The organism is Microcoleus sp. MOSTC5, from assembly GCF_036701825.1.
GTDB classification, from domain to species: Bacteria; Cyanobacteriota; Cyanobacteriia; order Cyanobacteriales; family Microcoleaceae; genus Microcoleus; species Microcoleus asticus.
The window spans coordinates 1-14199 of sequence record NZ_JAUBRK010000102.1 but is presented as its reverse complement, the minus strand read 5'-3'; the positions used below and the strand labels follow the sequence as shown (position 1 = coordinate 14199).

General features: G+C 47.2%; 12 protein-coding genes and 1 tRNA gene. 8 read left to right on the top strand and 5 right to left on the bottom strand.

Annotated features, from left to right (window positions below; genetic code table 11):
- Positions 1-64: 64 nt before the first annotated feature.
- The 5 genes from QUA54_RS32140 to QUA54_RS32120 all read right to left on the bottom strand — a co-directional run bounded on the left by QUA54_RS32140 (position 65) and on the right by QUA54_RS32120 (position 2642).
- The gene (locus QUA54_RS32140; RefSeq protein ID WP_333418845.1) at positions 65-553 is read right to left on the bottom strand and encodes a transposase; all 489 of its coding nucleotides are present in this window, start codon (positions 551-553) and stop codon (positions 65-67) included.
- Entirely contained in the window at positions 540-1076 is a 537-nt protein-coding gene (locus QUA54_RS32135; protein ID WP_333418843.1) for a transposase, read from the bottom strand. Before QUA54_RS32135 ends, QUA54_RS32140 begins: the two co-directional genes overlap by 14 nt.
- A 276-nt stretch (positions 1077-1352) precedes the next feature.
- Positions 1353-1550 (bottom strand): hypothetical protein, encoded by a 198-nt coding sequence (locus QUA54_RS32130; RefSeq protein ID WP_172187588.1) that lies wholly within the window; start codon positions 1548-1550, stop codon positions 1353-1355.
- Between the two features lie 196 nt (positions 1551-1746).
- On the bottom strand, positions 1747-2163 hold the full coding sequence (locus QUA54_RS32125; protein WP_333203140.1) for a hypothetical protein: 417 nt from the start codon (positions 2161-2163) through the stop codon (positions 1747-1749).
- 125 nt (positions 2164-2288) lie between these two features.
- Positions 2289-2642, bottom strand: a complete 354-nt coding sequence (locus tag QUA54_RS32120) for a HesB/IscA family protein (RefSeq protein WP_172187584.1) — start codon at positions 2640-2642, stop codon at positions 2289-2291.
- A gap of 245 nt (positions 2643-2887) precedes the next feature.
- On the opposite strand from QUA54_RS32120, the gene QUA54_RS32115 reads away from it, so the two are divergent.
- From QUA54_RS32115 to QUA54_RS32080, 8 genes are all read left to right on the top strand, one after another.
- Positions 2888-4531 (top strand): DUF6930 domain-containing protein, encoded by a 1644-nt coding sequence (locus QUA54_RS32115; protein ID WP_333192286.1) that lies wholly within the window; start codon positions 2888-2890, stop codon positions 4529-4531.
- 114 nt (positions 4532-4645) lie between these two features.
- Positions 4646-4900, top strand: a complete 255-nt coding sequence (locus QUA54_RS32110; RefSeq protein ID WP_333418841.1) for a hypothetical protein — start codon at positions 4646-4648, stop codon at positions 4898-4900.
- Complete coding sequence (locus QUA54_RS32105) at positions 4890-5261, top strand: type II toxin-antitoxin system PemK/MazF family toxin (RefSeq protein ID WP_333418839.1); 372 nt, start codon at positions 4890-4892, stop codon at positions 5259-5261. The genes QUA54_RS32110 and QUA54_RS32105 overlap by 11 nt, the downstream gene beginning before the upstream one ends.
- A 60-nt stretch (positions 5262-5321) precedes the next feature.
- On the top strand, positions 5322-6758 hold the full coding sequence (gene zds / locus QUA54_RS32100; RefSeq protein WP_333418837.1) for a 9,9'-di-cis-zeta-carotene desaturase: 1437 nt from the start codon (positions 5322-5324) through the stop codon (positions 6756-6758).
- A 101-nt stretch (positions 6759-6859) separates the two neighbouring features.
- Positions 6860-7306, top strand: a complete 447-nt coding sequence (locus QUA54_RS32095; RefSeq protein ID WP_172187574.1) for an SRPBCC family protein — start codon at positions 6860-6862, stop codon at positions 7304-7306.
- 258 nt (positions 7307-7564) lie between these two features.
- On the top strand, positions 7565-9631 hold the full coding sequence (locus QUA54_RS32090; RefSeq protein WP_333418835.1) for a serine/threonine-protein kinase: 2067 nt from the start codon (positions 7565-7567) through the stop codon (positions 9629-9631).
- Between the two features lie 86 nt (positions 9632-9717).
- Positions 9718-9791: transfer RNA gene (locus tag QUA54_RS32085), tRNA-Val, on the top strand.
- A gap of 464 nt (positions 9792-10255) precedes the next feature.
- Entirely contained in the window at positions 10256-13831 is a 3576-nt protein-coding gene (locus QUA54_RS32080) for a PAS domain S-box protein (protein WP_333418833.1), read from the top strand.
- Positions 13832-14199: the final 368 nt, after the last annotated feature.

The window sequence follows — 14199 nt, the reverse complement described above, 5'->3', positions numbered from 1 at the left end:
TTCGTGTCCTCTTTGCCCTTGTAAGACTTCTATAAGCCTTGTACAGTCAGCTTTTCGCTTATTTTCAGCAAGCCCTACTTAACCGAGGAACAGTCCAATGAAGAAGATTTTTGGCAAAACGATACCAATGGTCTATCGCAAATCTTCTTAAATAAAGCCGCCAAATTGATGCAGGTGGTGGCATTTTTAATCCCACAAATGCCAACCACATCGGCTTGTTCGTTGTAGCGCAACCGTCGGCCGTCAGCCGTTCTACCAGCACAACAGACATCGGATGAGATGGGGATAAACGAAAATGGTAATTGTGCCAAACCCGCACCCGCAATTGACCCAAATCTGGGTCATTTATCTCAATTTTTTGTGCTGGGGAACTCCAAGTTGTAGAGTCGTTGAGTTTGAATTTATCGCCGTGAACTTTGGGTCTACCCCGACCCCCGTAGGCAGAAGGTGTACCCCACAAACATAAATTTGAGCGCAGACGCATCAGTTTATCTACAGGAAGCTCTGCGGTTTGATTGATGAAGGGTGCACAACCGTATTCACTGTCCCACAACGATAGCGCTCAAGGGTGGCAAGTGAGCACTCACGCTCGATAATTGCTGGACTGCTTGAGAAATCGGACTGTCCCAACTGGTAATTCTTTCGTGCCTCAATGGCACGTCCCAGCTCCCCTGTGCTTCGGGTATCCATGCCAATGTGCTGTAGCCATATCCTACAGTTACCGGACGACCTCCTAATTGTGAAGGCGAATGTTCGTAAGTGCGTTCTTTAAGGGTTTTGGCAGAGGGTCTGGACCAACTCGTATGGTCACCTGCTAAGACAATCGGTTCTGACGGCTGAATTTGTGCGATGTAAAGTTTCATTAATTGCTCTCGCTCCGGCCGGGTATCTTGTAGTGCCTCGTAGACACTCGGCCACTGGCGGCGAAAGACGCAAGATAACGATAAATCGGCTAAACTTTGAGCTTTTCTCGTTAGTAAGAGTGCATCCATTAATTCAAAGGTAGCATCTTGCGCTTTGCAGAGATTTTTGTAGATGGCTTGACGAAACTCTTGCAATTGAGTCACAACATTCATAGCGGTCGAGCGGGGTTGGTGATACTTCCCCCATCTTCCGTCATCCTGGTCAACTCAGGCATGAGCTGACCCGGTATTTTTTTCTCTGTTGTCCACTCTCTCACCCCTTCGAGTTTCCTGGGGTGATCGTAATGCAGCCACGTGCGATCCTACTTTTTTAGTCTAAACTCCAGTTACAAGGGACAGTCAACTGTCAACTAACCAAAAAAAGATGCTGCCCTCAATGGAGGGCAGCTACTCAAATAAAGCATCTTAAAGTCTCTCAAAACTTCAGAATTAACCTTCAGACATTCCCGATTTATTCGGCAATTGCAAATCATCAGGATCTACATAGTGACAAACTGCTTTGTCCATACAAATCAACGCCCAGCCGGATTTATCGATGCTCATCAATTTGTAAGAAGCGGGCTGAATAAAGAAACCTTTGTGGTTGCGGGTTGCTGGTTTGATGTTAACGTGGCTGTCATTGCTCATGTTTTTACAACTCCTAGTATTATCGTAGTAAAATCTGAAAACCGCTGAGCGGGTTTGTGAATCGTCTAAGTTTTCAAATACTAGCACTGACTTTCTGAGTTTTCCATAAAGTTATTTATTGATTTATTACGATCCCGTAATAAACTCCAAAGCCAGTTTCGTTGCTCCCCGCCCCCAAATCGACTGGTTTGCGCCCTTACGGCTCCAGAAGCCACTGTTTAACGCGGGCGAGACTCTTCCAGTCGGGTTTTCTCTTTAATCCTTCTTCAAAATTTTTTTTAACTTCGTCGAGCAACTCTTCGGAAGCCATCAGGAGTTGCTGAGCCACTTCTACATGGGGGCGCACTCCTTTTTCTTTGAGATCGAGGATTGCTACTGCTAGGTTGATGCGAGCTTGGGGGTCATGAGGGTTCAATTTAACGGCTGTTTTCGCTGCTTTTTGAGCCGGTGCAGCTTTATTTTCCAACAGGTAGAGCCACGCGAGGCTAGCCCAGGCATTGCCATTTTTTGGAGCTTTTTCGCACACTTCTTTAAACACGGGGATCAGATGAGCCGGGGCTTCGCCAGCTTGGTAGCGATCGAAACCGTCTTTAAACAATTCTTCAGGGGTCATTCGATTTTAGATTTTGGATTTGAGATTTTAGATGGAAAAGAGCATGGGGTGCGGGACGTAACAAGGCAGTCCGAGGCATTCTCAGCAATTAGCAATTACCAATCCCCAATGCTCTCTTTTCCAATTTATGTAGAAAAAGAACTGCCACAGCCGCAAGTTTGAGTTGCGTTGGGGTTAGTAAACTGAAAGCCGCCCCCGATCATAGCATCGCTGAAGTCGAGAACCAAACCGTAGAGATAAAGAATGCTCTTGCGATCGCAAACTACCTGAAAACCGTCGTAGTCGAACACTTCATCGTCGGATTTCACAGTGCTGGGATCTGCGAAATCCATCACGTAAGACATACCAGAGCAGCCGCCCTGGCGCACCCCTACCCGCAAGCAGAGGTCTTTACCTTGCTTCTCTCTCAGAGCTAAAACTTGACGGACAGCAGAGTCCGTCATTTGAATTCCACGCTTTTGTGAAGTGGCTTGAGTCATAATTTGCCGAACTCCTGAGATTGTCTAATGCTAAGAGTTTAATCTTATGCCTCCATTGTACAGGCATTCGCCAGAAGGCCTTGGGTGAGATGCTGAAGGCCGAATTTTTAGCTTCTAATTTTTAATTCCCGTGGGGCCTCGTTCCCAAGCTCGATGTCCTCTCCCCCTATAGGGTTTATGATTGATAAGCAGCGGTTGACCGGCTACCGGCACCGCAACAATGCTTCACCCAACGGGCTTACTCTATGGCAGCGCTGAATCGCACTACTCTTCGTCGGCTACAAAACTTACCTCAAATTCCCAGCGTGTGGGAGGGCGATCGCCGACCCTTATCTAATGCTGACTCACACCTGATGATAGATGACGATGACGTTCTAGAAGCTGGTGGCGAGTGCATTCTCTGGGTCGATGGCTCCGAAGGCGTCGTGAGGGCTATGGACATGGTAGGCCCAGATGCCGGCCCAGAGGCGATCGTCCGGGCCCTGCTACGGGCAATGGAACATCCCCAAAGTCCGGCCCCCGCAGGTCGGCCCCAAAAAATAGTAGTCAAAAACCGAGAAATTCAATTTTATCTGCGGGGCGTACTTCAAGATTTAAGCATTTCCATTGACTACGTGCCGGAATTGCCCTTAATTGACGAAATATTTCGCGGCATGGAAGAGGTCGCGATCAACAGACCTCCTGAGTTGCCCCCTCAGTATGCTGAAGTTTTAATGGAAAAAGCTGCTCAAATTTGGCAAGATGCTCCGTGGCGGACTTTGAGCGAACACCAAATTATATCTATTGAAATCAATCAGTGGGATGTCGCCAGCCTCTACGTGTCCGTATTGGGGCAAGGCAGAATGGATTACGGAGTTTTACTGTACCGCTCTCTAGAATCCTTGAAGCGGTTTCGAGAACGAGTCGTCAACGATGAATCCTTTGAAGATTTAGAACAGGCTTTTTTAGGGCAAGACTGTTTGTTTCTCACCTTTGAAAGTTCCACAGATATTGATGAGGACGACGAAGAAGAAATTGATTTAGCCGATTTGCCTCCATCGGAAATTGAACCAAATTTTGGCAACCTGCATCCTTTAGAAGGATTGCGATCGATTCTTTACGAAGAAGAAGCCCTCACGATGTTAGTTGCTCTCGAAGCATTTCACCGCTTTTTCCGCAACGGCCGCCGGAAATTGGGAGCAGAGACGTTTCCCAATCTCAACAGTCGCTACCGCATCCCGGTTCCGCAGTCTGACGGAGAAATTCAACAGGTATCCGTTAAAGTTTCGACAATGCCCGATGTGTCCGACGAATTATTACAGATGCTCGGTGATGACGATGACGATGACGATGATGATGAATTTGAAATGCCACTGCTGCGGGACGATTTGGTGCCGCAAAATTCATTTTTGAGTCTCGGCGCCGTACCTTGGGAAACCGTAGAGTTCCTGCGCGCAAGTGTCCAGTTTCACCAAGGTGCAGAAAGTGATATTAATACCGCCGGAGATGGTTTGCCGGTGGTGATGATCCAAACTTCTCATCCGAAGGCGAAAACGATGATCCAGGATTTGAAAGAAGCTGGAGGGGTGAAGGCAATTGGTTTTAATCCGGGCGAAAATCCTTTTCAGGATGAGCAATACGACTTGGGTATTTTGCAAACCAAAAATGGGGATCTGTATTTGTTTGGGGAGTTTAATGAAAACGATCCGGTGCATCAGGAAGCTCGCCAAAAGTGGGATCGCCGCTGTAAATTAACGAACGGTTGGTGCGGTTTGATTATTGCTAAAGGGTTGATGGGTGCTTCTCGCGGTCAGCCTCAGTTTAAGGATATGGTTGCTTTGCTTGAGGTGCGCTGGGTTTCTGCTAAAGAGTTGGGAATTGGGCCGCTTCAGTTGATGCCGATGTTTTAAAGTTAGTTGACTGTTGACTGTTGACTGTTGACTGTTGTGAGAAGGAAGAGGTAAAAGTAATTTGTATGGTGCGCATTGCGCGCGCTACTGTGTGAATTATTCAGGAGAATAAATATGTCAAATTCTACTCAAAAGCGAGAAGTGTTAGTCTCACTTGATGGTGAATTAGCTGATAAAATAGACCAGCTTACTGATAATTGGACGGAGGCGATCGAACAAGCTCTCCGTCTATGGTACGCTAAGCAAATAGAAGATAAGTTGCGGAAGTTTTATCAAAACCGCAGTCAAGAAGATATTGAGGATGAAAAAGAATGGTTTAATTTTGTAGAGGAACAGATAGAAGAAGCATGGATCGGTGATGGACTCTAACTCAACAGCGAAAACTTATCCCCGCCAAGGTGAGATTTACCTTTCAAGAGCTTTGCGTCAGTTAGGAGATACCAAAAAAAGACCTGTAGTTGTGGTTTCTCCCGATATCCGCAATGAGCTGACCGATTCTGTAATTGTTGTTCCTTTCACAAGTAATCTTGCAGGAGTAGAAAATCCTACTCGTGTCTTGATTCCTGCGGGTGAGGGAGGATTGCAAGCTGATTCTCTAGCTGTATGTGAAAACGTTTCTGCTTTGCGGCAGACATTCCTAGAACAAGGCCCTTACGGTCACATTAGTGCCGATGTCCTAGCAAGAATTCAGATGGCTATACAAGTGTCGATCGGCATTTATGAACTTTGAATGTTTCGGAAATTCTAAATTTTGTTACAATTTGTAAAAATACTGTAAAGGATAGGTAAAATGCGGGTTGCGATCGCAGGTGCGGGACTGGCTGGAATGACCACAGCAGTCGATTTAGTAGATGCTGGCCACGAAGTAGAAATTTTTGAATCCCGCCCCTTTGTCGGCGGCAAAGTCGGCAGTTGGGTAGATCCCGACGGCAATCACGTTGAAATGGGTTTGCACGTCTTCTTCGGCTGCTATTATAACTTATTTGCCCTGATGAAAAAAGTGGGGGCTTTTGACGATTTGCTCCTCAAAGAACACGTCCACACTTTTATCAATCGAGGCGGCGAAACTGGTTCTTTGGATTTTCGCTTTCCCGTGGGTGCTCCTTTGCACGGATTGAAGGCATTTTTTACGACATCTCAGCTATCCGTACAAGACAAAATTCAAAATGCGATCGCCCTGGGAACTAGCCCGATCGTCCGGGGTTTGATAGACTTTGACGGAGCGATGAAAACTATCCGCGATTTGGATAAAGTTAGCTTTGCTGACTGGTTCCGCAGCCAAGGTGGCAACCAAAACTCGCTCAAAAGAATGTGGAATCCGATCGCCTACGCACTGGGTTTTATCGACACTGAAAATATTTCTGCCCGGTGTATGTTGACAATATTTCAATTCTTTGCATCAAAAACAGAAGCCTCTGTCATGCGGATGCTGGCCGGTTCTCCCAACGAATATTTGCACAAACCAATTGTGGAATATTTGGAAAGCAAAGGAACGAAAATCCACACGCGGCGCCGAGTTCGAGAAATTCAGTTTGAAGAAGGCGAAGAAACCCGCGTGACAGGCTTGCTAGTAGCTAACGGCGAAACAGAAGAAAATATTACCGCAGACGCTTACGTTTTCGCCTGCGACGTGCCGGGAATTCAGAAAATATTGCCCCCAGCTTGGCGCAAATGGTCAGAATTTGACAACATTTATAAATTAGATGCGGTGCCAGTTGCTACAGTACAATTGCGGTTCGACGGTTGGGTAACGGAACTCGAAGACGAAGCCAAGCGCAAACAGTTGAGCCACGCTGTAGGAATCGATAATTTGCTATATTCAGCAGATGCAGATTTTTCTTGTTTTGCCGATTTGGCGCTGACAAGTCCCAAGGATTATTATCAAGAAGGACAAGGTTCGCTGTTGCAGTTGGTGCTGACACCGGGAGATCCGTTTATTAAACAAAGCAATGAGGCGATCGCCCAACACGTACTCAAGCAAGTTCAGGATTTATTCCCCTCAGCGCGGGAATTAAACATGACTTGGTACAGTGTAGTTAAGCTCGCTCAATCTTTGTATCGCGAAGCACCGGGAATGGATGTTTTCCGCCCTGCTCAAAAAACTCCGATCGCCAATTTCTTTCTAGCAGGAAGTTACACTCAGCAAGACTACATTGATAGCATGGAAGGAGCGACACTTTCAGGCCATCAAGCGGCTAAGGCAATTCTCGAAGCTTACAGTCATTAGTCATTAGTCGTCTCTCGTTTTCTCTGGTTCCCAGGCATAGCCTGGGAACAAAAAGCAACAATTCTTCAATCTAAAATCTAAAATCTAAAATCTAAAATCGCATGACTGATTGGTTAGAACACAGCGTCCAAGTAGAAGTGGCAATTCCCATCGAATTAGCGTGGCAACTCTGGTCTGATTTAGAGCAAATGCCGCGCTGGATGAAGTGGATCGAATCAGTTCGCGTTCTCGAAGACAACCCGGAATTATCGCGCTGGAAACTCGCAACTGGCGGGTTAGAATTTAGCTGGCTTTCTCGGATTCTCAAATTAGTGCCGAATCAGATAATTCAGTGGGAATCGGTAGACGGTTTGCCAAATCGGGGTGCGGTAAGATTTTACGATCGCAAAAACAGCAGCATTGTCAAACTGACAGTAGCTTATGGAGTTCCCGGCTGGCTGGCAAAATTGATGGACAATTCATTTCTAGCGCGAGTAGTTGAATCGACTCTTATGGCTGACTTGGAAAGGTTTAAAGAGTATGCTCTGAAAGTTAAGGCAACATCTTAAATTATCAGGACGGAAGTCATGACTACTAACCAGTTTGCAGTCATGACTTTAGTTTTTTTATTTCAACTTAGGACTTATGCACCCGAACAAAGAAACCTGGTTTTTGAACCGAGATTGAAAGTTCTAAGCAAATATTTTGGTGAAAAACCCGGTGTATTGTTGCCCGTGCGTCCAGGACTATAATTGTAACGCGAGAGTCGATCGCCCTTTTGCCTCAGTATCATAGACATATGCTGCTGATTCCTTCTCGCTTCAGTTATGAGTTACTGCCTAAACCCCACCTGTCAAAACCCGCAAAATGCCGATCGTACCCAATTCTGCCTGAATTGCGGCTCAAAACTCTTGCTGAGAGAGCGTTACCGCGCCATCAAACCCCTCGGGCGCGGCGGTTTCGGCCGCACTTTTTTAGCAGTAGACGAAGACAAACCCTCAAAACCGCGCTGTGCAATTAAACAGTTTTTCCCCCTATCCCAAGGTACCAGCAGCAGCGAAAAAGCAGCAGAATTATTCAACCGAGAAGCGGTGCGGCTGGACGAGTTGGGGAAACACCCGCAAATTCCCGAACTGCTGGCGCACTTTCAGCAGGAACGCTATCAGTATTTGGTACAGGAATTTATAGAAGGTCAGAATTTACAGCAAGAGTTGGCGCGGGCTGGGCCTTTCAGCGAAAGCCAGATTCTCAGTCTGCTGAAGGATTTATTGCCAGTATTGCAGTTCGTGCACGATCGCAGTGTAATTCACCGAGATATTAAACCTCCCAATATTATCCGGCGCCGCATTTCTCAAACTCCCATAATTTATACTTACCCCACATTAACCGGGGAATTAGTTTTAGTTGATTTTGGCGCTGCAAAAGTTGTGGAGGGTGTGAGAGAAACCGGTACAGTCATCGGTTCTCCCGAATTCGTCGCGCCGGAACAAATTAGAGGTCAAGCGGTTTATGCCAGCGATTTGTACAGTTTGGGAGTAACTTGCATTTATTTGCTGACTCAAATATCTCCTTTTGATTTGTTCGATATCAATCAAGATGTTTGGGTTTGGCGAGACTTTTTGAAAGTTCCAATCGATCCGAAATTAAGTCGCATCCTCGACAAAATGATCGAACCAAGTCTCAGTCGCCGCTACAAATCAGTAGCTGAGGTATTGAAAGATTTGCAGCCGCAGCAGTCGGCGGTGCAGGTTCCGACTCCGGCGGCCCCTGCTATTTCCATGCCGCAGAGGATGCCTGTGGTGCAGAATGCAGTGCCGCCAACGCTTGCAGGCACAATTTTACCTGTGCCGCCGATGCAGCGGGTTGTGCCCGCACGCGCGCCTACTTGGAGGTGTGTTCATACTCTGGTAGGGCATTCTAATGCTGTCACGTCGGTAGCTTTCAGTCCAGATGGCGCGACTTTAGCTAGCGGCAGTGAGGACAAGACGATCGAGATGTGGAAGTTGGATGCGGGTAAGCGGTGGTACACTCTTACGGGTCATTCTGACTGGGTGACTTGTGTGGCGTTTAGTCCTGATGGGGCGACTTTGGCTAGTGGTAGCCGTGATAAAACAATTCAAATTTGGGATTTGAATAAGGGTAAGTGGTGGTACGCTTTGCGAGGTCACGAGGATAGGGTTTATGCTGTGGCCTTCAGTCGGGACGGTCAGGTTTTGGCTAGCGGCAGTCGGGACAAAACTGTGCAGTTGTGGAATTTGAATAAGGGAAGGCAGATGTCGGCTTTGATTGGTCACGCTGGCGGGGTGGAGGCGGTGGCTTTTAGTGCTGGCGGGGAGTTTTTGGCTAGTGGCAGTCGGGACAAGACTGTGCAGTTGTGGGATTGGCAAAATGGTCGATCGATTTGTACTCTGGCGGAGCACGGAGATTGGGTGCGGGCGATCGTTTTTGCGACCCCCCCCAACCCCCCCTTACTAAGGGGGGGAGTAGGAGAAGGATTGACTTCCTCTGTGTCCCCTGCCGGCCCGACCCCCCCCAGCCCCCCCTTGGTAAGGGGGGGAGTAGGAGAAGGATTAATTTTGGCAACGGGGAGTCGGGATGGTACGGCGAAGCTGTGGCGGGTGGATGCACAGGGGCGAGGGACGCTGTTGCGGAGTATGAGGGACAATTCTGGGGATGTTTTGTGTGTGGCGTTCAGTCCCGATGGTCGGGTTTTGGCGACGGGGAGTCGGGATGGCACGATTTATTTGTGGGATGCGGGTACGGGGGGTTTACTGGAAATTCTGACGGGCCACGGGGGGGAGGTTTTGTCGGTGGCGTTTAGTGCTGATGGAGGGAGTTTGGCTAGCGGTGCGGGCGATCGAACTGTGAAGATTTGGCGGGGGATTGGGCATTAGGGGCGATGTCAAAAGTGCCCGCCTAACAAATCTCATATTTATGCTTGACAGGCGATCGAAGGTTGTGCTAAATTAGGAATTCGTGAGGACGCATAGCTCAGTTGGTTAGAGCACTACGTTGACATCGTAGGGGTCACTGGTTCGAGTCCAGTTGTGTCCATACCTAAAACCCGCCCACAAAGCGGGTTTTGTTGTTTCTAAAACTTGTTTATATAACCAAACTGCTAGATTTGGCATTCTCAATTAGGAATGACACAATATGTCTAGGTCAGAGATTTAGTAGAGTTGCCACGTTTCGTCGAGGCTGTTGCTGAGCAGTTGCATAGTTTGCATGAGTTCGGTGTTAAAGAAACGCTAGCCCGATTCTCGCAGGCACCGTCCCCATCCGCGAACAAAGCGCAAGCAAGCATAACAAGAAAAAGAATAACTTTGAGAACGCGATCGCCTTGCATGAGCCGAAGCAGAAGCCGCTAACCGGATTAAAGACGAATTTTTAGCGGTGCTGTCCCATGATTTGCGATCGCCCCTTGGCTTAAACACTGAATGGCTGAGGTTTTCGGCATACTATATCTTGATTCCCTAACAATAACTGGCAGAATAGGTAAATAGGCAGGACGAACCGCAATGAATGTAGAACGTACAAACTCCTTGAATCATCGAGAAGAGCTTACTGTAAATTTTCCTCAAGAGCTATGTACGGACTGCCAAGCACTCGAAGCACGATTTGTGGTGATAGTCGATCGCATGGCTGAGGCCTTCATTTCTATTAATTCAGAGTGGCACTGCACCTATGTCAACCATAAAGCAGAGCAGCTTTTAAACAGGAACCGGCAACACCTGATAGGCAAAAATATATGGACAGTATTTTCGGTCGATCTTACCTCTGAACTATATAAATATTGTCATCGAGCGATCGCAACGCCAACTGCAATCGAGTTTGAAGAACACTACCCCTCACTCAACAAGTGGTTGAGAATTCGCCTCATCAAGAGTGAAGATGGCTTACTTCTTTACTTCCAAGATACTACTGAAACATCTGAAGTCGATCGACAATTGAAAGCCGAAATCGCTAAGTGCCAGCAGGTGGAAGCCACTCTTCAGAAAAAACAGGACTTTTTGAAAGCAATCCTAAACAACGTTCAAGCTGGCATTGTGGCTTGCGATGCCGATGGCATATTGACGGTATTTAACCAAGCAGCTAAAGATTTTCATGGATTACCTCAGCAGCCAGTTCCAGCGGCTCAATGGGCCCAATATTATGACTTGTATTTGTCAGACGGCAAAACACGCATGAATACAGAGGATATTCCCCTGTTTCAGGCATTGCAAGGACAGAACGTTCGTGATGTGGAAATGATGATTGTTCCGCAGCAAGGAACTGCGCGAATGCTGTTAGCAACTGGACAGGCAATTATTGCCGCAAACGGCGAAAAACAGGGTGCAGTTGTCGTGATGCACGACATTACACAGCGCAAGCAGGCAGAAACTGCTCTGCGTGAGGGTGAAGCGCAATTATCCAGCATCTTCCAAACTATTCCTGATGGGATCACCATTCTAGATTCTACCGGACAGATTATGGCGGCCAATAGGGCAGCAGAGAGGATTTTAAGATTGACTCTCAGCGACATTGTGGAGCGAGGCTATAACGATCCATCCTGGTTCATTACAACCGTGGAGGGTCATCCTTTCCCAGAAGATGAACTGCCGTTTGCGAGGGTGATGCAAACTGGTGAGCCTGTTTATAATATTGAACATGGCATTACTCATGCCGATGGAACTCGCACGATTCTCTCGATCAATGCTTCCCCTTTGTTTGACCCAGAGGGACAAATTATCAATATCATTGCTGCTTTCAGCGACATTACTGAACGCAAACAAACCGAAGACGAACGAGTACAACTTGTTCAAGAACAGGCAGCCCGTGCTGTAGCAGAAAATTCTCAACAACAATCAGCATTTTTAGCGGAAGTGAGTGCTGTCCTTTCCTCTTCACTAGAGTATGAACAAACTCTCCAAAGCGTTGCAAAGCTGGCAGTTCCTTATTTTGCAGATTGGTGTAGTGTCGATCTGCTGAATGACGATCGCACGATCGATCGGGTTGCGGTGGCTCATTCAGATCCCGAAAAAGTGAAGTTTGGCTGGGAGTTGGCTCAACGCTTTCCCAGACATCTCGATGAGGCGTATGGCATTTCTCAAGTTATGCAAACAGGACAGGTTGAAATTGCAATTGAGATTACAGATGAACAGTTAGTTGCGGCAGTGCCGAATGCTGAATACCTGGAAATCATACGTGGAGTTGGGTTAAAGTCCTGCATCATTGCACCGCTACAGGCACGCGGGCGCGTGTTGGGCAGCATTACGTTGGTGTTTACTGAATCCGATCGCCGCTATTGCCTGGAAGACATTGCTCTGGCTGAAGATTTGGCTCAGCGAGCAGCGATCGCCATTGATAACGCTCGTCTCTATAATGAAACACAACAAGCGAAATTAGCCGCCGAACTCGCTGCTAACCGGACGGCTCGACTGCTGGCGGTGATGACAGCTTTGTCTGAATCGCTAACCTCGGCTCAAGTGGCTCAGGTGATTATTGAACAGGGAATGTCCGCACTGGGAGCAAGTTGTGGTTTGGTTGCCGTATTAAACCAGAAGGCAAGCGAACTGGAGATTATTCAAGCGATCGGGTATGAGCACGTAGGAGAATTTCTGCGCAGTTTTTCGATTCATGCGCCCTATCCTCTGGCAGAAGCCGTGCGAACTGGGCAACCTGTTTGGGTAGAAACCATCGAAAACCGAATTGCCCGTTATCCTGATTTAGCTGAAGCTTATGCCAAGGTTGGTTCAGAAGCCTGGATTTCAGTGCCATTGTTGATTGAAGGACAAGCCGTTGGTGGGCTATCGCTCGGTTTTTCGACCGTTCCCCAGCTTTGTGAGAGCGATCGCGGTTTCGTTTTGGCACTGGCACAGCAGTCGGCGCAGTCGATCGACCGAGCACGGCTCTACGAGTCAGAATCGCAAGCACGGGCACAAGCAGAAGCAGCTAACCGAATTAAAGATGAGTTCTTAGCTGTCTTGTCACACGAATTGCGAACTCCGTTGAATCCGATTGTGGGTTGGACTCGACTGCTGCGAAGGGGAACCCTGGATTCTGGCAAAACGGCGGTAGCTCTCGAAACGATTGAACGCAACGCCCAGTTGCAAGTTCAACTGATTGAGGATTTGCTCGATATTTCTCGCATTCTGCAAGGCAAGCTGAGTTTTAATTCTACTCCAATTAATTTGAAAACAACTCTTAAAGCCGCGATCGAAACAGTTAGTTTAGCCGCCGCAGCGAAGAACATTCAAATTAACACCCAGCTAGAACTCAATGTGGGCGATGTGTTAGGAGATGCTACCCGATTGCAACAGGTTGTCTGGAATTTGCTCGCCAATGCAATTAAGTTCACCCCAACTGGAGGTAGAGTTGAAGTTGAGCTAAAAACGATTGATTCATCTGCTCAAATTCAAGTCAGGGATACAGGGAAAGGGATTCAGCCAGAATTTATTCCCTATGTCTTTGACACATTTCGACAAGCCGATAGCAGTATTACGAGAACATTTGGTGGGTTAGGGCTGGGATTAGCGATCGTGCGTCACGTCGTTGAGCTACATGGTGGAACTGTCAAAGCCGAAAGTTTTGTAGAAGGACAGGGAGCAACATTTACTGTCACATTTCCCTTATTAGCCAGAAGCAAAGAGGCAAACAGCGATCGCAAGGACAATCTATCACTCAATGCTCACACTTCTCCCTTGGCTAGATTATGTATTTTGGCAGTCGATGACGAACTAGACAATTTAGAGTTAGTTCAATGTATCTTGGAGCAAGCGGGAGCCACCGTGATCTCTGTATCTTCAGCAACAGATGCGCTACAACTACTTAATGAATCTAAGCCAGATGTTTTGATTGCTGATATTGGAATGCCACAAATTGATGGCTATAAGTTGATTGGTCAAATCAGACAACTATCCACAGAGCAGGGAGGAAAGATTCCCGCGATCGCACTTACTGCCTGTGCCGGAGATATCAATCAGCAGCAAGCGCTAGATGCTGGCTTTCAAAGGCATCTTTCCAAGCCGGTTGAGCCGGAAATGTTAGTGCAGACAATTGAGCAATTGCTCGATCCAATTGGGATAAGCAGAGCATTAAACATCTCCCAAAATTAAGCTTCAGCTACCTCGGTACAAGGATTTCAAGTTGATTATTGGAGATGTCTTTTGAGTATAGTCTGGGAAAATGTCACGAATTGAGGATTAGCCTAATGGTGCTTGGCATAGATTTAGGAACAGGCTCTGCTAAGGCATTGCTATTAGCGACAGACGGAACCCCTATATCGCTCAAACCACTCAGGGGGAACCCACGAGCGTAACCAGCCCGGAGCAATAGGAGCAATGGCATTGAGCGCAGCGTGAAGGGTAAGCACTGTGGGGATAATCTACCTCAGTTTTAGCAAGATTTAAGTAGTTAGACAGAATTAATTACACAAATACATAGTAGAATGATATTCCAGGCAAAATTATGAGTTAATTACAAT